Annotated in this window: 18 protein-coding genes; all 18 read right to left on the bottom strand. The window is 48.2% G+C overall.

From position 1 onward, the window contains the following. Positions 1 to 103 precede the first annotated feature (103 nt). The gene (csrA, locus tag ACJY2G_RS21215) at positions 104 to 289 is read right to left on the bottom strand and encodes a carbon storage regulator CsrA (protein WP_013574027.1); all 186 of its coding nucleotides are present in this window, start codon (positions 287 to 289) and stop codon (positions 104 to 106) included. 256 nt (positions 290 to 545) lie between these two features. After that, entirely contained in the window at positions 546 to 3,173 is a 2,628-nt protein-coding gene (gene alaS / locus ACJY2G_RS21220) for an alanine--tRNA ligase (RefSeq protein ID WP_430320780.1), read from the bottom strand. Positions 3,174 to 3,311: 138 nt separating this feature from the next. Beyond that, entirely contained in the window at positions 3,312 to 3,878 is a 567-nt protein-coding gene (gene recX, locus ACJY2G_RS21225; protein ID WP_208644641.1) for a recombination regulator RecX, read from the bottom strand. A 258-nt stretch (positions 3,879 to 4,136) separates the two neighbouring features. Continuing rightward, positions 4,137 to 5,201, bottom strand: coding sequence for a recombinase RecA (recA, locus tag ACJY2G_RS21230; RefSeq protein ID WP_112291457.1), 1,065 nt, complete (start codon positions 5,199 to 5,201; stop codon positions 4,137 to 4,139). Between the two features lie 107 nt (positions 5,202 to 5,308). Beyond that, positions 5,309 to 5,803 (bottom strand): nicotinamide-nucleotide amidase, encoded by a 495-nt coding sequence (pncC, locus tag ACJY2G_RS21235; RefSeq protein WP_314721350.1) that lies wholly within the window; start codon positions 5,801 to 5,803, stop codon positions 5,309 to 5,311. 163 nt (positions 5,804 to 5,966) lie between these two features. Then, positions 5,967 to 7,070, bottom strand: a complete 1,104-nt coding sequence (gene mltB / locus ACJY2G_RS21240; protein ID WP_112291454.1) for a lytic murein transglycosylase B — start codon at positions 7,068 to 7,070, stop codon at positions 5,967 to 5,969. Positions 7,071 to 7,172: 102 nt separating this feature from the next. Then, complete coding sequence (locus ACJY2G_RS21245) at positions 7,173 to 8,321, bottom strand: DegT/DnrJ/EryC1/StrS family aminotransferase (protein ID WP_430320779.1); 1,149 nt, start codon at positions 8,319 to 8,321, stop codon at positions 7,173 to 7,175. Positions 8,322 to 8,343: 22 nt separating this feature from the next. After that, positions 8,344 to 9,045: a WbqC family protein gene (locus tag ACJY2G_RS21250; RefSeq protein WP_430320778.1), complete on the bottom strand. Its 702-nt coding sequence runs from the start codon at positions 9,043 to 9,045 to the stop codon at positions 8,344 to 8,346. Next, positions 9,038 to 10,105 (bottom strand): FkbM family methyltransferase, encoded by a 1,068-nt coding sequence (locus tag ACJY2G_RS21255; RefSeq protein ID WP_439292103.1) that lies wholly within the window; start codon positions 10,103 to 10,105, stop codon positions 9,038 to 9,040. The genes ACJY2G_RS21250 and ACJY2G_RS21255 overlap by 8 nt, the downstream gene beginning before the upstream one ends. 18 nt (positions 10,106 to 10,123) lie before the next feature. Next, on the bottom strand, positions 10,124 to 11,404 hold the full coding sequence (locus ACJY2G_RS21260; RefSeq protein WP_113878053.1) for an ATP-grasp domain-containing protein: 1,281 nt from the start codon (positions 11,402 to 11,404) through the stop codon (positions 10,124 to 10,126). 13 nt (positions 11,405 to 11,417) lie between these two features. Next, positions 11,418 to 12,407: a hypothetical protein gene (locus ACJY2G_RS21265; RefSeq protein WP_430320776.1), complete on the bottom strand. Its 990-nt coding sequence runs from the start codon at positions 12,405 to 12,407 to the stop codon at positions 11,418 to 11,420. Continuing rightward, positions 12,400 to 15,750: an O-linked N-acetylglucosamine transferase family protein gene (locus tag ACJY2G_RS21270; protein WP_430320775.1), complete on the bottom strand. Its 3,351-nt coding sequence runs from the start codon at positions 15,748 to 15,750 to the stop codon at positions 12,400 to 12,402. The genes ACJY2G_RS21265 and ACJY2G_RS21270 overlap by 8 nt, the downstream gene beginning before the upstream one ends. 239 nt (positions 15,751 to 15,989) lie before the next feature. Further along, positions 15,990 to 17,666 (bottom strand): methyl-accepting chemotaxis protein, encoded by a 1,677-nt coding sequence (locus ACJY2G_RS21275; RefSeq protein WP_430320774.1) that lies wholly within the window; start codon positions 17,664 to 17,666, stop codon positions 15,990 to 15,992. Between the two features lie 34 nt (positions 17,667 to 17,700). Then, a complete protein-coding gene (fliR, locus tag ACJY2G_RS21280; protein WP_120163533.1) occupies positions 17,701 to 18,480 on the bottom strand; it encodes a flagellar biosynthetic protein FliR in 780 nt (259 codons plus the stop codon). 2 nt (positions 18,481 to 18,482) lie between these two features. Further along, a complete protein-coding gene (fliQ, locus tag ACJY2G_RS21285; RefSeq protein ID WP_112291438.1) occupies positions 18,483 to 18,752 on the bottom strand; it encodes a flagellar biosynthesis protein FliQ in 270 nt (89 codons plus the stop codon). 42 nt (positions 18,753 to 18,794) lie between these two features. After that, complete coding sequence (gene fliP, locus ACJY2G_RS21290) at positions 18,795 to 19,451, bottom strand: flagellar type III secretion system pore protein FliP (RefSeq protein ID WP_232829978.1); 657 nt, start codon at positions 19,449 to 19,451, stop codon at positions 18,795 to 18,797. A 113-nt stretch (positions 19,452 to 19,564) separates the two neighbouring features. Then, positions 19,565 to 19,981 carry a flagellar biosynthetic protein FliO gene (gene fliO / locus ACJY2G_RS21295; RefSeq protein ID WP_113878049.1) on the bottom strand — a complete coding sequence of 139 codons (417 nt, stop codon included), beginning with the start codon at positions 19,979 to 19,981 and terminating at the stop codon, positions 19,565 to 19,567. Continuing rightward, a complete protein-coding gene (fliN, locus tag ACJY2G_RS21300; protein WP_112291435.1) occupies positions 19,981 to 20,370 on the bottom strand; it encodes a flagellar motor switch protein FliN in 390 nt (129 codons plus the stop codon). Before fliN ends, fliO begins: the two co-directional genes overlap by 1 nt. Positions 20,371 to 20,376: the final 6 nt, after the last annotated feature.

Genomic DNA, 20,376 nt, shown 5'->3' on the forward strand with positions numbered 1-20,376 from the left:
AGAGAAATGAAAAAACGAAAAAAGCAGGAAATTAAGGGAAAGAAAATCGAAAAAGCGGACAAAAGAGGTTCAGCGCCTCGCCATTAGCGAGACGCCTCGTAAATCAGTAACTCGTCTGCTGCGACTTTTCAGCCTGAATGCGCTGATAAATCTCTTCACGGTGAACAGAGACCTCTTTTGGCGCATTCACACCAATGCGCACCTGATTACCTTTAACACCTAAAACGGTAACAGTAACCTCATCGCCAATCATGAGGGTTTCACCAACTCGGCGAGTTAGAATAAGCATTCTTTGCTCCTTGAATAATTAAAAGAGTCGGGTCTCTCAGTTTCCCGGCCATTATCGATCATAAGCGGGTAAAACGTAAGCCATGACCCCTACATTAAATGTAAGCAGCCTGCAACTTCAGCCATGAGTACTTTAAGTTTAGCCGATATCGTCATTGTCGCGACTTTAATCGCGAAGCTCACACCGCCATTAAGACTGAAAACGCCATACAGCACAATAGATTATGGCGTTTTCAGGGTTAGCTATTTATTTCTTCTTACAGCTTAGCTTCAACCCAGGCTTCAACAGTCGCCAGAGCAGCAGGCAGTGCCTGCACGTCGCTGCCACCTGCCTGCGCCATATCAGGACGACCACCGCCCTTGCCACCGACCTGCTGTGCTACAGAAGCAATCAGCTCACCGGCTTTAACACGATCAGTCAGATCTTTCGTGACACCGGCAATCAGACTGACTTTATCGTCAGCGATGGTTGCCAGAACAATAATCACAGAACCCAGCTGATTTTTCAGGTCATCAACCATCGTACGCAGAATTTTAGGCTCTACGTTATCCAGCTGACGAACCAGCAGCTTAACGCCTTTCACTTCTTTGGTCTGGCTGGAAAGTGAAGCACTTTCCTGCGCAGCTTGCTGACCTTTCACCTGCTGAAGCTCTTTTTCCAGCACACGTGAACGCTCAATCAGGGTACGGATTTTATCGGTAATGCTGTTCACATCACCTTTTACCAGATGCGCGACATCCTGCAGCAAATCGCTTTGCTGATGCAGGGCATTAATCGCGTTTTCGCCGGTGATCCCTTCGATACGACGGATACCTGCCGCTGTGCCCGATTCACTCTGAATGCGGAACAGACCGATATCGCCGGTACGGCTGGCGTGAGTACCACCACACAGTTCGGTGGAGAAATCGCCCATGGTCAGAACACGAACGCTGTCTTCGTATTTCTCACCAAACAGCGCCATTGCACCTTTTTCTTTCGCCTCTTCCAGATCCATGATGGTGGTCTGGATTGGCAGGTTACGACGGATCTGAGCATTCACCAGATCTTCGACCTGACGGATCTCTTCTGGTTTCATCGCTTCAAAATGTGAGAAGTCAAAACGCAGATAGTTATCGTTGACCAGAGAACCTTTCTGAGCAACGTGCTTGCCCAGCACCTGACGCAGCGCAGCGTGCAGCAAGTGCGTCGCAGAGTGGTTCAGACGGATACGGTCGCGGCGTGCCATATCAACTTCAGCTTCAACGCTGTCGCCAACGCTCAGCTTACCGCTATTCAGGGAACCCTGATGACCAATCGCTTTGCCGTATTTCTGGGTATCAGACACAGAGAACACGCCTGCTGCCGTTTTCAGGATGCCTTTATCGCCAACCTGACCACCGGATTCACCGTAGAACGGTGTGTCATCCAGAACGACAATTGCATTAACGCCCGCCTGGATCTCATTCACTGGCTGACCTTCAACAAACAGCGCCACCACTTTTGAATGGCGTTGCAGATGTTCGTAGCCGGAGAACTGCGTCACGCCATCAACACGAACCATGCTGTTGTAGTCAGCGCTGAAACCGCTGGACTCACGCGCACGACGACGCTGAACTTCCATTGCTTTCTCAAAACCAGCTTCGTCCACTTTCAGATTGCGTTCACGGCAAACGTCAGCGGTCAGATCCAGCGGGAAACCAAAGGTGTCATACAGACGGAAAGCAATTTCGCCATCCAGAGTGTCGCCTTTCAGAGCGGACAATTCTTCGTCCAGCAACGCCAGACCGCGCTCCAGAGTACGGGCAAACTGCTCTTCTTCAGTTTTCAGCAGTTGCTCAACCATCGCCTGCTGTTCTTTCAGTTCTGTTGCAGCCGGGCCCATCACTTCAATCAGCGGAGCAACCAGTTTGTAGAAGAAGGTGTCTTTCGCGCCCAGCATGTTGCCGTGGCGGATCGCGCGACGAATGATGCGGCGCAGCACATAGCCACGGTTTTCATTCGATGGGATCACGCCGTCTGCAATCAGGAATGCGCAGGAACGGATGTGGTCGGCGATAACACGCAGGGATTTGTTGGTCAGATCGGTCGCACCCGTGACTTCAGCCACCGCAGCGATCAGTTTCTGGAACAGGTCGATGTCGTAGTTGGAGTTCACATGCTGCATCACCGCAGTGATACGCTCCAGTCCCATCCCGGTATCTACGGACGGTTTTGGCAATGGCAGCATGGTACCGTCAGCCTGACGGTTGAACTGCATGAACACCAGGTTCCAGATTTCGATGTAACGGTCGCCATCTTCTTCAGCAGAACCCGGAGGGCCGCCCCAGATGTGATCGCCATGATCGTAGAAAATCTCAGTACAAGGGCCGCAAGGACCGGTATCGCCCATCTGCCAGAAGTTGTCAGAAGCGAATGCACCGCCTTTATTATCGCCAATGCGGATAATACGTTCTTTCGGAACGCCGACTTCTTTTTCCCAGATCTCAAACGCTTCGTCATCCGTCTCATAGACAGTGACCCACAGCTTTTCTTTCGGCAGATTGAACCAGTTTTCGCCGGTCAGTAATTCCCAGGCGTAGCTGATGGCTTCATGCTTGAAGTAATCACCGAAGCTGAAGTTGCCCAGCATTTCGAAGAAAGTGTGATGGCGTGCGGTGTAACCGACGTTTTCGAGGTCATTGTGTTTACCGCCTGCGCGGACACAACGCTGGGACGTGGTGGCGCGGTTGTAATCGCGCTTATCCAGACCGAGGAAAACGTCTTTAAATTGGTTCATCCCGGCATTGGTAAACAACAGTGTCGGATCGTTTGTCGGGACAAGCGAACTGCTTGAAACAATGTTGTGTCCCTTACTATGGAAGAAATCGAGAAACGCTTGACGGATCTCAGCGGTGCTCTTGCTCATAAATATCCCGGAATCATGCTGGAAGAACGGCTCTTGAGCCGGATAACGCTGCATATGGCAGCAATCTGTACAGCTCACGAACGAAAAAGTGCGGATAAGATAAAATTTCTGCGCGGGGAAGTAAAATACCGTATGCGGTCAATCGTCAAAATCGCGATAAATAGACTGTATTTCTTCCTGAAAGAAGCCCCGATAGAGCAAATAACGCAGAACTTTTGATTTTTCTTTCCAGTCAGTCGGTAAATTTTCGCCAAACTTTCTGACCGCCAAATCTCGTGCCAGCGCGCACCAGTCGACGTCTGTGTTTTCCAGTGCGACTGTGATGATTTCTTTATCGACACCTTTTTGCAGTAATTCCGAACGAATGCGCTGCGCACCGTAACCTTTATGACTGCGACCCGAAATATAGCGACTGGCAAATTTGGCATCATCAAGCCACTGATGTTGATAACAGTAGTCGATCACCGCCTGTACATGTTCTTCCGGAATCTCTTCCGGCACCGGCCGCGGCTCTGGTTTGGCTCTCACCGCCTCTTCTTCGGCGAACTCATTTTGAGCTGGCTTTTTACGCGAAGCCCAGCTGCTTTTCTTATTCTGAGGCTTAACAAAAGGCATCGGAGGAATGAGTAACTTGCGGCGTAATTCTGTTTCGCCATGGTCGCGCTGAGCAAGCAGACGCATTGCGCGGTTTATCAGTGTATTGATTTTCGCTGCATCGCCATCTTTTTTGGGCGGCTCAAACAGTGTTGACTCGCTGTTTTGCGCCACCTCTTCCAGCAGCTTTTTCAGGTCAATGACGTTCTCATTCACGATTTTTTTATCAGGTATGTTTTCATCGGACATAAGGTTTTCCCCTTATATGCAAAATGCCAGTCTGGAAACCAGACTGGCATTTTAGCGACGTTTGAAAGTTACGGACAAAGTCCCCTGCCCTTCAAATGTCTTTGTCAGACAACCGCGAAATTAAAACTCTTCGCTGGTTTCCATGTTGTCGTCAGCGACTTCGGCCGTGGTTGCTGCGCTCAGTTCACCCGTGCCGCTCAGCAGCATGTCACGCAGTTTTTTATCCAGTTCAGCAGCCACTTTCGGATTTTCTTTCAGGTAGTTGCAGGAGTTCGCTTTACCCTGACCAATCTTCTCGCCGTTGTAGCTGTACCATGCACCAGCTTTCTCGATCAGTTTGTGCTTAACGCCCAGGTCGATCAGTTCGCCGTTGATGTTGATACCTTCGCCATACATGATCTGGAATTCGGCTTGTTTAAATGGCGCAGCGATTTTGTTCTTCACCACTTTCACACGCGTTTCGCTACCGACAACCACATCACCTTCTTTGATCGCGCCGATACGACGGATATCCAGACGCACAGAGGCGTAGAATTTCAGCGCGTTACCGCCGGTGGTGGTTTCCGGGTTACCGAACATCACACCAATTTTCATACGGATCTGGTTGATGAAGATAAGTAGTGTGTTGGCGTTTTTCAGGTTACCGGCCAGCTTACGCATCGCCTGGCTCATCATACGTGCCGCGAGGCCCATGTGAGAGTCACCAATTTCGCCTTCGATTTCTGCTTTCGGTGTCAGTGCAGCCACGGAGTCGACGATGATCACGTCAACAGCGCCTGAACGGGTCAGCGCGTCACAGATTTCCAGAGCCTGTTCGCCAGTATCTGGCTGAGAACACAGCAGGTTATCAATATCTACGCCCAGTTTTTTAGCGTAGATCGGGTCCAGTGCGTGCTCTGCATCGATGAACGCACAGGTTTTGCCTTCGCGCTGTGCTGCTGCGATAACTTGCAAAGTCAGCGTGGTTTTACCGGAAGATTCTGGTCCGTAAATTTCAACGATACGGCCCATTGGCAAGCCGCCGGCACCTAACGCGATATCCAGAGACAAAGAGCCGGTAGAGATCGTTTCTACGTCCATGGAGCGATCTTCACCCAGACGCATGATGGAGCCTTTACCGAATTGCTTTTCAATCTGGCCCAGTGCTGCAGCTAACGCTTTTTGCTTGTTCTCATCAATAGCCATTTTTACTCCTCGTCTGATGCAGGGGAACATCCCGCCCGCATCACTGAATATAATTTATGTACAGGTAATTGGCAGTAATTATACTGTATGCTCATACAGTATCAAGCCTAATTTTTAATAAACTCACGCAATGCAGTTTGTAGCGAAAAAACAGCAGCTTGCAAACGCACCGCTTCGCGATCGCCGGAAAACTGCTGTTTAGCCGTCAGAACCCGCCCGTCTTTTCCGGCAAATCCGAACCAGACCGTGCCGACAGGTTTTTCTGCAGAACCGCCATCAGGTCCGGCAATACCGCTGACCGAAACGGCCACATCTGCGCCCGCGGCGTGCAATACGCCCTGCGCCATTTCATGCACCACCTGCTCACTCACCGCGCCATATTGCTCCAGCGTGCTTTCAGACACGCCCAGCAATTCATGTTTGGCCGCATTACTGTAAGTGACAAATCCGCGATCAAACCAGGCGGAGCTTCCGGCGATGTCAGTAATCGCCTTGGCAATCAGGCCGCCGGTGCAGGATTCCGCACAGGTAATCCACCATCCCCTGGCTTTCAGCGCCGCCCCGATTTCCACACTCAGTTCATGTAAACGTTTTTCGTCCATATCCCCTCCCGGCGGGACATCTGAAACTACCCCGATGTTAGCATTTCTCTTCCGGTCTGCGAGTCCCGTTGAAGCAATTTGCGCGATGTATTCAGAACAGGAGTGAAAACAAAAAAAGAAGGGCCACGATCTGCGGCCCTCATGAGAGTTGAACGATCCGGCGTCAGCGCGCGGCTTTCACCGCCTCACCCAGTTGCCATACCGCCATCGCATAATGCACGCTGTGGTTGTAACGGGTGATGGTGTAGAAGTTCGGCAGCCCGTACCAGTACTGGTAATTGGTGCCCATATCAAGGCGCAGCAGACTCGCTTCCTGATAGTTGCCAAGCGATCCTAACGGGCTCAGTCCGGCGGCTTTCAATGTATACAGCGGATATTTGGTTTTAAAGCCGTTCTCCAACAGAGGTGCCTGACCGGCTGCCGGCACCGCAATTGGCGCGCCTTTAGTCCAGCCGTGGGCTTTGAAGTAATTGGCGACACTGCCGATGGCATCAATTGGATCCCACAGGTTGGCATGACCGTCGCCGTTAAAGTCGACGGCGTAGTCTTTATAAGATGACGGCATAAACTGGCCATAGCCCATTGCTCCGGCGAAGGAACCGCGCAGACTCAGCGGATCATCCCCTTCCCGACGGGACATCAGCAGGAACGTTTCCAGTTCACCGGAGAAATACGCTGCACGGCGCGGATAGGCAAAGGATAAGGTCGCCAGCGCATCGATAATGCGGGTTTTACCCATTACGCGTCCCCAGCGGGTTTCCACGCCGATAATGCCGACAATGATTTCCGGCGGCACGCCATAGACCTGCTCCGCACGCTGCAACGCATCCTGATATTGATTCCAGAACACCACACCATTTTGCACGTTATCCGGCGTGATGAATTTGCTGCGATAACGGTTCCACGCGCCGTTTGGCACGGTCGATGGCGGACCGGAAGGTGCCTGCTGATCCATCAGTCGTAATACAAATCCCAGACGTTTGGTTTGCGACAACACATCATGCAGCTGCTGACGGTCAAAACCGTGCTCACGCACCATTTTGTCAACAAACTGATTCATGGCCGGATCATAGGCAAAATCGCCGGTCTGCACCGCGCCGGTATGCTCAGGCTGGAGCAGAAAACCGCCGTCGGGCACCGTACTGGCGCTGGCATTTCTTCCATCGGAGAAAGGATTACGCGGCCCTTCGGGCTGAGGCGCGGGTTTATTACTGCTACAGGCAGAAAGTGTAAGAACCAGGGGAAGAATGATTGCCAGGTGGCGCATCGGATATCCGTAACCATGCAATAAAAGAGGTACAGATATGGTAGAGCATTATCAGAGCCGAAAAAACTGAAAATCACCGTCTTTACAAGCTTGTTAACCAGATTACTGCGCCATGATTAATGGAGAGGAGTGAGGTGATGTGGCGACGGCATTTTTAATCAGTCCGGCAATTTTATTCTGTATGCTTTCTTCCAGACTAGGGTAAAGCGGCAAACAGATGACTTTTTCCGCGAGCTGGTGCGCAACAGGCAGATTTTCCCTGCTGGCACTTTCAGCAAATTTGTACATAAAGAAACTGCTGATTAAAGGATAAAAATAGCGTCGCGCCATGATGTGATTGTCTTTCAGCAATTCGTACAGCTCGTCACGCGTGAGAGCAAAATCTTCATTAACCATGATCGGGTAGTACGCATAATTCCAGGTCACATCCTCAGGGATCGACATCAGTGAAATCCCCGGAATATCCGCAAGCAGCATATTGTAATGGCGATAGAGTCTGCCACGATCATCAAGAGCTTTATCAATGTGTTGCAACTGAAGGAGCCCGTATGCGGCTTGTAATTCATTCATCTTACCGTTGATACCTGCCGCGACAACGGTAGTCTCATTAACGAAACCAAAATTTTTCAGATAATCGATGCGCTGCTTCATTTTGGCGTCGTGACAGATAATGGCACCGCCCTCAATCGTATTGAACACTTTGGTGGCGTGAAAACTCAAAATAGACAGGTCGCCCTGACGCAGGACGCTGACGCCATTTTGTTTAACACCAAAAGCGTGGGCTGCATCGTAGATGACCTTCAGCCCGTACGCATCCGCCAGCTCTTCGATTTTGCGGGTGTTACAAGGGATACCATAACAATGGACGGGCAAGATTGCCGTTGTAGCCGGAGTAATCGCCTGCTCAAGCTTGTCTGCATCAAGGTTGAACGTCTCAGGATCGGTATCGACAAAGACCGGCGTAAGACCATTCCAGAGCAGTGAATGTGCCGTAGCGACAAAAGAATAAGGCGTCGTGATCACCTCACCGGTGATCCCCAGCACCTGAAAAGCGGTCAGTAAGGCCAGCGTACCATTTGAAAACAAACACAAATGTTCCACACCCAGATACTCAGCCAGTTCTTTTTCCAGCTGTTGATGATACGGGCCAGCGTTTGTCAGGTGCTGACTTTCCCAGATATTTTCCAGATAAGGAATGAACTCCTCAAGCGGAGGTAATAAAGGACGAGTAACAAATATGTTTTTTTCCATGACGGCTACGATCCTGAAAAGGTTAGAACAAGCGATATTCTGATAATAAGTCCCGAACCGTTTCTACAGAGCAGTTCATCAGCACATCAATAATAGAAAGATTAGGATGAAACTCATCACACCCCTGCGGATAGCGGATGTCATTCATTTTTATAAACTTCAAATCCAGCTTTGATTTTAAAAACTGTTCGCGGTCATATAAATCAACACCACCTGCACTGTTAATATAAACATCTGCACCAAGTGAATGGCATATAGCAATAATTTTGTCGCTGGCATTGCCCGTCTGAGCATAATTAATCTGGCTGGAAAGAGTGACGGCCTTTTCCATACCCAGATAATCAAAGATACAGCGCATCATTTTCTGGCACATCAGGGCAATACTTCGCTGTTCAGACTGCAACACCTGCTCAATAAGGGGAAAAACGGCGCCAAAAAAAGGCCTGTTCTGATAGGCCTGCCGTATTTTTTTGATGACTTTCCCCACGTCCTGACTGAACTCAAGTTCCTTTATAGGTTTGAATGAGGACGCTCCGGGGACAGGAATAACAAAACGCTGAATCTGACAGGCACTGAGAATACAATTCCTGTTTATATACCCCTGCTTGATATAGTTAACATTGTCATACAGCACAAAAATATCGCCTGAAGCAGCCAGCTGGAAATAGCCTAAATAAGGAAAAATGTAAGGCTGCATGATAGCAACGCGTTTTAATTCACTCATCAGTAAGACTTTCAGGAACAAAATAAAATACGGTCTCTAAAAGCCCCTCGGAATAATGGCGTAAATAAATTTTATAGTCCGGATTGTAGCTGAGAACCCGCTGAGGAATTGTCCACAGATCATCAGGCTTATGGTAACAACAAATAGCCAGCAGGGGCTTTTGAGTTTTAATAATATTCTGCGCACCGGCTAATGCAGGCAATTCGTAGCCCTCAATATCCATTTTTAAGCAGCTGACATCTCCTTTAAGCAATCCATCCAGCGTAACAACCTCAATGGTGACGTCGCCTGAATCACAAATCTTCGATGCACTGCCGGATCGTGAAAACCGCAGTGTTTCTGACTGGTCCGAAACACCAAAAGGATAAACCCTGACACCGGGGAGAGAACTCAGCGTTTGCGCGACCCGCTGGCACTGGCTGATGTCGGGTTCAAAAACCTGAATACTTTTATAATCCGGAAACCGTCTCGCAAATTCCAGGCTGGTTGCGCCATCAAAACCGCCACAATCGACGAAGTGACGGGCATAATCTTTGACAAACGGCAGATCAAAATACTGCTCATTCGTCCGGCAGGTAAAACCTTCAAGTGCCGCTAAGCGGTTTGTCAGCCTGAAATTAATAATTTTGTCGAACGTTTCTGCTGAGAGGGCATCCGCCAGCTGATGACGTACGTTTTCATAGCGGCTTTTATTCTGGCGGTAATCATCGATAAAAGCCTGACCATGGTAAAAAGCGACAGGGTTTAAAAAAGTCGTGAAATACCGATAGAAGGAAAAGAAATCTAAACAGTCACAATGTTTATGTTCCATTATCTTCTGGGCAGTCAGGGGACGACCATCTGCAATACCGGACACCACCATGGCATCCGCCGGCACTTCTGACCATGAAACGACAGGCAGACCGTCAACCGACGTGGCATCAGTAAACTCATCGATAAATCCGGTTACCGCAAATTTTTTGGCGATATCTTTTGAATGAGTCGTCACCCCAAAAACAAACCGTGGACGGGTGGTTTTCGCAAACTCCTCGCAAAATATAACAGCATCTTTATAAATCATAATAATTTCCGTATCCGGTTAACGTAGCAAAAACTCAACAGCATCCACATCCATCACTGCGACATTTTTCAGCTTCGCGACATCCTGACGTTCAATAAAATAGTTATCGATAAAAAGACTCTTCTCAGGAATATAAAATGACTTCTTATCTGTACTTTCCGTTAAATGAATAACCTGATCGAATAAAGACTCAGCAATGGCAGACTGACGCAGGGTATCAACAGGATCGCTGATATGCCGGGTAATCAGGTGAAGTGATTTTCCCTGTGCTTTGCATTGATAAAGTAATGCCATCACAGCCGGAACCGCATGACCGTTAATGATTAGCGTATCGTCGAGATCAATAAAAACATGTTCAACAGGAATATCGATACGGCTGACGGTTTTAACGGATCTGTCAACCAGAGTGATATGTTCACTGGCGAGCGGCGTTATACTGCGCTCCAGAAAATCATGCAGCGTCATCAGAGGTAAATTAATTCCACGCGCGCGCTGGAAAACCATTGTGCCTGCAATACGGCAAGATATTTCCAGCAACTTCCATTTGCCATATTTATCTTTTTTTAACTGAACAAACCACGGACCACGAAACACCAGGCGGGAATTTATCGTGGTAATGATTTCCATGATTTCATCATCCGGGTTCTGTTTTTGCGAACGCATACTGATACCGGCACGTACACGTTCCCGGCTCCGCGGCCCTGCCCAGATGAGTTGCCTTTTTCGATCGGTGAAACAATCGACCGTGATTTCTTCACCGGGCAGAAACTCCACCACCAGTGGCTGAGGAACGTTTTTAATGGCCTGAAGTAACTGAGCCGCATCATCGACCCTCTGAACATCCTTTCCCCCCTGCCCGCAATCCGGTTTAATCAGCACCGGCCATTCTGCAACGGGATATTCCGGGTGATAACAGGCGGGCACCCAGCGACAATCCTGGAAAAGCGCATAGGTTTCACTTTTATAGCGGGTAATTTGTGCAGTGGTGGCATTGCCATTCACCAGATAAAAACCCTGCCGCTGCGCCAGTAGCGCAAGTTTTACGGCCACACTGTCATGGGTAGCAAAAACAATATCCGTCTGGCACTCTTCTAACAGGGCCAGAAAAGCATCGTCAAAACTTTCGTCATCAATCAGCGGCAAATCGCCCCGGTAATTTTCGAACCTGAATTCACCATGATCGCTGACGCCTGACGCCCCCACTAACTGATTAACATGCACGGAATACCGGAGTGCCTGATATATTTCACCCGCATTCTCCGAGCCGCAGGGGAATACTAAAACGTTTAATTTTTTCATTTAAGTTTTTCATTTAAACACCCGCAGACGGGTTAAGAAAATCAGCGACTTTTTCAACAATGAATTCCATTTCCGCAATGCCATATCTTTGATCGACAGGTAAAGGGATCAGATGATGAATAAAGTCGCTCTCAATGCCTGATGGCATCACTCTGCGGGCTGCATCATGCCAGTACGAAGGCGTGTAAATACGTTCATTAGTTAAGAACTGACGCAGGCCGGATGTTCTGTTCAAAAAGGGATAACAAAGAGCCCCGTCAGCAGTAACGTTATCAAATGCAGCCTCGTTAAAGCGTCCGAGGTGCTGATGCAGGAACTGAAAATTTTCGTTCCTCGCCTTTCGGCATTGCTGATAATCAATCGTTTTTAACAGTGTTTCCGTCAGCTGAGACATGGCAGACGGCGCCTGTGTAAACGTCTCTTCTGCCTGCTGATAGGCCGCAAAACCAGACTCCGCGTTCTCTGCCAGTCGCCGCAACAAATGCGCCGAGCGGTTCAGGGAAACCAGCGGGTCAGTTTGCGGCACATCCACAGATAATGACGTTGCCAGCAGGCCACCGTCAGGGACTCCGAAGAATTTTCTCGGTGAATACAGCGTTGCCAGACAATCGCCGGGCGGGGAATAAAAGGCCTGGGAATGATCAAGGATGAGATGACGGGGATTAAACCGGGCGAGCATTTTTTGCTCCTGAACATCACATAACCCGAAATAGTTGACCCACAATACCCATTCATTCTCCGCTGGCACCACCTCTGAGTCCGGCATCAACTGGCTATCCAGCGAATAATATTTCACCGGGATCTGCAATGTTTCCAGGGGTGAAAGCATCGCATCACAGATATAGCGCGGCACCCACACTGCATCGGGTTTGCCTGACACCAGCAATGCGTAAAAAGCACCACGGGCAGACGAAAATAACGCTAAATTCGGATAAAAATGCGCCTGCAAGCGGGGAAGCTCAAGGGGGAAATATCCCCCGATAGCATCTGAGAATTTAGTCATCGGCAAGGACTATGGCTTGTGCGGGCAACCCTTGCTGGTGCAAGCTCCAGGCCTGTTCGAGGACTTTTTCAAAATAGAATGCGCGATGGCTGACTCTTTTTTCTCTTTCCAGAATACGGTCACGAAGAGACAAGCGCACACTGTTCAGATGCTCAAACTGTCCATTGAGCGCGACAGCTTTCGCCACGTACTCATCGGTTGAACTCGCGACAAACTCCTCAAGACCCAGGAATTTCATTGCTGCGCCGGCCTGACGTGACACGACACTGTCGCCTGCCAGTGTCAGCGACGGGACGCCCATCCAGCTGGCATGGTTGGTGGTTGTACCGCCGGTATATGGGAAGGTATCGAGGATAATATCCACGTCATTATGCATTTGCAGATAAGGCCCAAATCCGCACTTCAGACGGGCAATAATTTGCTCCCTGCGGACTCCACGGCTTTCAAACTCCAGCATGTATTTTTCAATCATTTCCTCATCGCTCATTGACGCGAAAAGTAATCTGGCATCAGGAAGCTGAGTTAATATTTCTGCCCATGTATCGAGCACAGCGGCGGTAATTTTTTGCGGACGGTTAAACGTGGCAAACGTGATATACCCATTTTTGAGCGCAGGAAGAGCATTAACATCTATATTGTAATCAGCAGGTTCGAATTGCTTAGCCGCAGGTAAATAAGCCAGTTTCTCGGTAAAGTGACTGTCTAATACCCCCGGCCCGGCAAAATTGCTGTCAATAAGATAGTAATCCATCTCTTTTACGCCGGTAGTCCCCGGATATCCTATCCACGACATCTGAACCGGCGCCGGTTTCAGACCAAAAACAGGTAAGCGGTTGAATGCCGTATGGCCCGATAAGTCGATCAGGATATCAATCCCATCCGCTGCAATTTTCTCTGCCAGCTCAATATGACTCAGACTTTTAACGTCATTCCATTCTGAAGATAATGCCGCATAAAGCTGTGTATGGCGGTCATTAGACGGAGAAACATTGTAGCCAATGACGTCAAAGCGGGTTTTATCGATTGAACTGAGCACGGGATAGATGAAGTTACTCACCGGATGGTCCCTGAAGTCACCCGATACAAAACCAACCCGCAGGCGGGGATTCTCATTCACTGAAACCGGGCGTTCAACCGTCTTATTTTTCGCCCACGCGCTCAGCTTTTGACCGTACTTCTGATGCTCGGCAAGGATTTCTTCTGGCGAACATTGATGATCGTGAAGAATGACAAAAAGCATGTTGCTGTAATTGGCAAAATATCCGAGTGAAGACTCAGACAATCTCACACCTTTTTCCAGATATTCTCTGGCTTCACGCATCTGATTACGTTCGCTCAGCACATTGCCTAATTTGAGCAGGTATGTTGCGTTATTACTGTTCATGTCTGCGGCTTTACGTGCGCAGTATTCATATTTCAGGCTGTTACGCAGATCGTTATAAACTTTACCCAGTAAATCCCACGCTTCAGCATTTTTCGGGTAATTTCTCAGCAAATGCTGTGCAACCTTTTTAGGATAATGACGATCATTGAGTTTTGAGAGACACAATACAATACCGCTGTAAAATTCAAACACCCCCGAATTGATCGACAAACCTTTGGTAAGGCATCTTAATGCCTCATCGACATTATTGGCCTGATGATAAATAGAGGATATATCGCTTAACAACGTAACACTGTCCGGGTATCTGGCTCTCAGTTCTTCCATGATTTCAAAAGATTCCTGAACATGCCCGGATAAATACAAGCCTTTCACTTTACTCAGTGCTTTCTGGTCTACATCATTCTCTGTTTTTTTACTGAGGCTTTTATGTCCGGCATGCTCCTGACGGAATCCCCCTTCCTTTGTGCTTGCAGAAAACAGCATTAAGCTTGAAATCCGACGTCGGGCGATATCCACATCTTGCAATGCCATTACCTGCTGATATAAGCGCAACCAGGCAATGTCTGAACCGGTTAGCAACCCTTTGCTCACCAGATCCATCGCCAGCATATAACTTTCCTCATCTGAAAGACGTAAACCAGACTGAACAAACCCGGCTTCACTTTTCTTCAGAACAGCCTTCTCCCCCCACAGATTCTCTGATTCGATGTATCCGCATTCGGGCCAGATAATGTTGTCAGTCGGATAAATCAGCTTAAGATTACCAAAGCGTGAGAGGTTATACGGCGAAGGCGTTAAAGACGCATAAATACCTGAAACGTTTTCAATATATAATGCCTGCAGTGTTTTAATCACATTGCCGGCATGCTGTTCAGGTTCTTCTGGCAAATACGTATTCTTTATAATCTGCTGCGTACTGACACTCAGCGGCCAGCTGTTTCCCATTACATCAAGTATCCGCCCCAGCAAATCATTATCTGAAGTCAGGGATTCTCCCTGGCGATTATAGAAAGTTATTGCATCCGCTTGTCTTTGATAATTTCCCGCCCAGTGTAAATTTTCAATTTCGCTGAATTGCATCTGTTCATGAATCACTGATTGATTATTTTTTGAAATCAATAGACTAAAGCGAACCTGCCGGTCGACGGCAAAGTCCAGATATTGCTGCGCGGTGATTTTATCGAGTCGTTCTGTGGCCGTTGTGTGTACAGTGGCGACTTCTTTCCCGTAGTGCTGCGCTATTTCATACTGAGGCGTCACATCCCCGACGTAGTTAACATTTGATTTTATAATGTCGTGAGTAAAATTAACCAAATAGCGTGCATCGTTTTTACTGTAAATATAACGTACAGCCAGCTCTGCATCCGGCAATGATAATGCTTCAGTGATACGCTCTTTCAGGGCACCGTCAGGATGAGCAATATTCATAAATCCCAGCATCGCTCTGGCTGATGAGATTTTCTCTTCATCGCTGACTGAATTTTGGGTGTGCAGTGCAATGGCCTCACGCAATGTGTCAGTGACCTGTGCGCCCGGTAACGTATTCCACTTTACCGCGATAATTCCCTGTTCTGTTAAATGTTGCTCACAGAAACTCAGCAATGAATAACGGGTTTCCTCATCCAGCAGGCTGAAGAGTTGCTGAATAATAATGTAATCGAACTTACCCGGATCAATGGAAAACAAATCCTGTAAACCGAGGCAATATAAATGGGTATTTTCAATTCCAAAGGCGGAAACCTTCTGTTGCCCTTCTCTGACAAAATCAGGGTCAACATCTATTCCTGCTGACGAACTTAAAGGATTCGCAACGGCAAAGCGAATGAGATCCTCGCCCTCGCCACAACCGATCTGGAGAACGTTCGCCGTTTTCGGATCAGCGCCTTTTACGCCATACATTGCCGCTGAGGTATAAATTCCGGCAGGAGAAAAGTGATGAGATGAATACAAATCTTTCAAAATATAAATCCTGTTATCTCAAATTTGTTTTAGTTATCTGTAAGCAAAGCTACCGCACGACTCGCGCAATGCAGCCTTATTTTTTACACAGTAATAATATGGGGGTATTTTATCATCAGAACCCAAGAGTCCATTGTTTGAAAAGATGACAACTTAACGACCAAATAGAGTTATCAGGTAAAAAAAAACGGAAGAGACATATCTGCCTCTTCCGGTAATAACGTGAGTCATCAAATTAATTAAAATTCGGTCCAGGCACCTTCCGTTGTGCTGACGTCTTTTTTAAATACAGGTTCTTTCACCTGAGTGTTTTTCTTAATCCGGCCCGTCTGACGGACAGGTTCTCCGTGAGCAGACTCCTGCGTCACAGGCTGTGTTGCATTATCGGCTTTTTCCACACGGAAGAAGGAGACGATATCAAACAGGTGCCGGGCATTATTATTTAGGTTTTGAGTGATTACGGATGACTCTTCCACCATTGCCGCATTCTGCTGAGTGGCTAAATCCATTTCATTCACCGCCATCGCTATCTGGGAAACACCTGTACTTTGTTCTTCAGAAGCCTGGGTTATTTCCTGCATGATATTGCTGACGTGGGTGACGGACGTGACAATCTCATGCATCGTTTTACCTGCATCTTCTATCAGGCGCGCACCGTCATCGACGTTTTTAACAGACTCATTGATCAGCAGGTTAATTTCTTTTGCCGCATCGGCACTGCGGGCTGCAAGATTGCGAACTTCACTGGCGACAACGGAGAAACCGCGGCCCTGCTCACCGGCACGCGCAGCTTCAACCGCGGCATTCAGTGCCAGAATATTCGTCTGATTGGCAATGCCATCAATCACGCCATTGATTTCAGAAATTTTGCGGGCACTTTTGGAAATTTTATCCATTGTGGAAACCACATTGGCCATCACCGAAGATCCGTTATCCGCAGTGGTACGCGCCTGCTGAGACAGCAGGTTTGCCTGACGTGCATTTTCGGCATTGTTAGACACGGTGGTTTTAATTTCTTCCATGCTCGCGGCGGTCTGTTGCAGTGCGCTGGCTTGTTCTTCAGTTCGGGAAGCCAGATCGTGGTTACCGGTATCGATTTCCGAAGCATCGGTTCTGATGTTACCCGATGTAAGACGGACGGAAGTAATAATCCCGCTCAGTGATCCTTTCATGTTCTGCAGCGATTCCAGCATCACACCAATTTCGTTGCGAGCCCCTGTTTCAAACTCATGGAACAACTCGCCGGAGCTGATTTTATCCAGCATGGATGACGCTGTTTGCAGACGATTGAACACAAATCGTTTGATAAGAATAAATGACAGACATGAGATACAGACAGTCAATGCCAGAAGGATCCCTGAGGTGATCAGGAATGCAAGACGGTCTGCAGAAAACTTGTCAGTAATATTACTCTCAACCTTCACGCTATAATCTGCGTATTCCTGTACTGCGTCATCCAGCGCATTTTCCAGCTTGCCGTTATCGAAGCCGGTATTGTTGTAAGCTTCGAGAGAACGCATATTATTGGTGTAGTTTTCAATTAATGCGTTAAATTTATTATAAACATTGGTCGAAAAAATTTTGCCCTCTTCACTGTTTTCAGCAGCGCGCTGAAAATTACTGGCATGACGCTGTGCATTTTTAATTCCTTCAGAAATTACTGCTGCTTTTTCTGCCAGTACCTCATGAGAAGCCGTCGGGTCATTGTACACATAGTTAATATCCCCGCGAACAGAGCCAAGAAATGTACTCATGCGGCGTAACTCTCTGAGATTTTGAGTCAGCGTTTTCATTTCATTGAAAGAATCACTGGCTTGTGACATGGATTTAAATGAAAAAGCCGAGGTAATCACCAGGATAAAGCAAAGCAGGAATAAAATAGTCTTGATCAGGGTCGATATTTTGAAGGATGCCATTAAAGCCTCTGCAATAATCTACGATATAAAAAAGTCAGGTCAACAGAAGGATTATTTTTGTCAGTTGCTCAAAAATATCCTCCATCATATTTTCAAAAAACGGCGCAAGGGTGTACATGATCATCGACATCGCTATCATGCCAATACTCAGCGTCAGCGGAAAACCGACGACAAAGATGGAAAGCTGAGGCGTCAGGCGGTTAAGCAGTCCCAGCGTCAGATTCAGTGTCAGAAGCAGAGTGATAATGGGTAGCCCCAGCATCAGCCCGCATTTAAAGACCATTCCGGCGGTGTAAGTAATCGCTAACAAACCATCTGCGTTGATCGGCGTTGCACTGACTGGCAGTAATATAAAACTGTCCGCCAGAGTATTAAGCATCCATAAATGACCATTAAAGGTCAGAAACAGCAACGTCACGAGCAGATTCAGGATGCGGGAAATCACAGGCATATTTCCCCCCGCTGCCGGGTCAAAAAATGTGGCAAAGGATAATCCCATTTGCAGACCGATAATCTCCCCGGCATTACGCACGGCCACGAAAATAAACTGCACCGTCAGCCCGATGGCTGCACCGATAATGAACTGTTGCGCGCCTACCCATAATCCGGCGAAAGAAAAAATTTCAATGTGCGTGTTGGGCTGATGTTGTCCTATCAGTAATGAAATCACGATCGCCAACCCTATCTTGGCTTTCTTCCCGATGCCCTGCTCATTAAAAATTGGCGCGGTCGTGAATAAAGCCAGCACCCGCAGCATTGGCCAGAAATACTGGTTCATGACGGCATATAAGCTGGCAACGGACAACGTAAGCATAACTATCCGATGACGTACGGCAAATTAGTAAAGAGCGTGCGCATATAATCCAGAAACAGATTTAGCATCCACGGCCCCATCAGAATACCGACAGTCACGATCATCAGTATTTTTGGAATAAATGATAATGTCATTTCATTAATTTGCGTGGATGCCTGAAATATGCTGACCAGCAATCCGGTGAACAATGCGGCAAATAACAAAGGTGCCGCAATCATTAACCCGACTTTCATGGCCTGAAACCCCATCGCCATTACACTTTCCGGTGTCATTTTTCGTCCTGTTTAACGGTTAACTTTTTAACTTTTCACGGCTTAACTAAAGAAACTTTGTGCCAGTGAGCCCATCAGTAATTGCCAGCCATCAACCAGAACAAACAGCATCAGTTTGAAAGGCAACGAAATGGTCGCAGGGGGAACCATCATCATGCCCAGCGCCATCAGTACGCTGGCGACCACCAGATCGATAATCAGGAACGGAATGAAAACGGTGAAGCCAATCTGGAAACCGGTTTTCAATTCACTGGTCACGAACGCGGGCAGTAAAATGCGCAGAGGCACTTCTTCCTTACTTTGGAAGTTTTCTTCTTTAGCCATGCGCGTATACAGCGCCAGATCGGTTTCGCGGGTTTGTTCCAGCATGAATCTGCGCAGTGGCTGAACGCCTCGTTCCAGCGCGGTTTCCATGCTGATTTTATCTTCCGATAAAGGCTGCCAGGCGTCTTTGTAGATCTGATTGAAAACCGGAGACATAACATAAAACGTCAGGAACAGCGCCAGCCCCAGCAAGACCTGATTGGGCGGCGTAGAGGGCGTACCGAGTGCATTGCGCAATAGCCCTAACACGATGATCACCCGGGTAAAACCGGTCATCATCAGCAGGATTGCGGGCAGGAAAGTGAGTGAGGTCAGCAGAACCAGTGTCTGCACCGGCAGTGACCAGCTTTCCCCATCGGCTGAACGGGTCAGCATCACATCGCCGTTGGCAGCAAAAACATCACGGGCAGGTAACATCAGCCCGACAATCATTAAAAGAAACAGTCCCGAAGGCAGCCACCGGCGGGAATTGTGACGTGAAAATAAACTCATTCCGCCGGCTCCGTTTTACGTTTTTTCAGCAGATTCATCAGCGTGGACTGGAAATCGACAGACGCTGATACAACCTGTGTTGCACCTTCATCCGGTGGCTTATCAAACGTGGCGAGACAACTGATCTGGCCCGGCGTGACGCCAAGCAAGACTCTTTTATCATTCATATCAATGACGACTACACGCTCGCGCTGCCCCAGAGAATGACTGGCCACCACAGAAAGTATCTGGTTGCTTTTAGGGTGATTGCGGGCAAACCCTGTGCGACGTGCAAGCCAGGCGAATACGGCAATGATCATCAGTATCAGCACCAGCGCACCGCCGACGTTCACCAGGATTGAACCGGGCATGGCCGTATCGACAGTCGAAGGAAGGGTCTGAGTGTGGGGCTGCGGGGTAGTCTGCATCATCATTACCTGCTCAGGCGATACATCCGCTCTGAAGGCGTAATAATATCGGTAATGCGTACGCCGAATTTATCGGAAACCACCACTACTTCACCCTGAGCAATCAGATAACCATTAATCAGAATATCCAGGGGTTCACCCGCCAGACCTTCCAGAGAAACAACCGATCCCTGGCTCAGACGTAATAATTCCTTGATCGTCATTTTTGTCCGGCCTAATTCCACCGTCATTTTGACCGGAATATCGAGGATCAGATTGAGATCCTCTGAAAAATTTGTCACCTGTGCCTCTTTTGTGGAGGAGTTATCCGCGGCTTGTTGTTCACTCATCGCATCACCCCAAAGATCATCGATGGATTCTTTATCAGAACCGCCCGAAGTTGTAGTGTCAGTCATTGGGGA

The organism is Rahnella sp. ATs2 (assembly GCF_051851855.1).
Lineage (GTDB): Bacteria > Pseudomonadota > Gammaproteobacteria > Enterobacterales > Enterobacteriaceae > Rahnella > Rahnella variigena.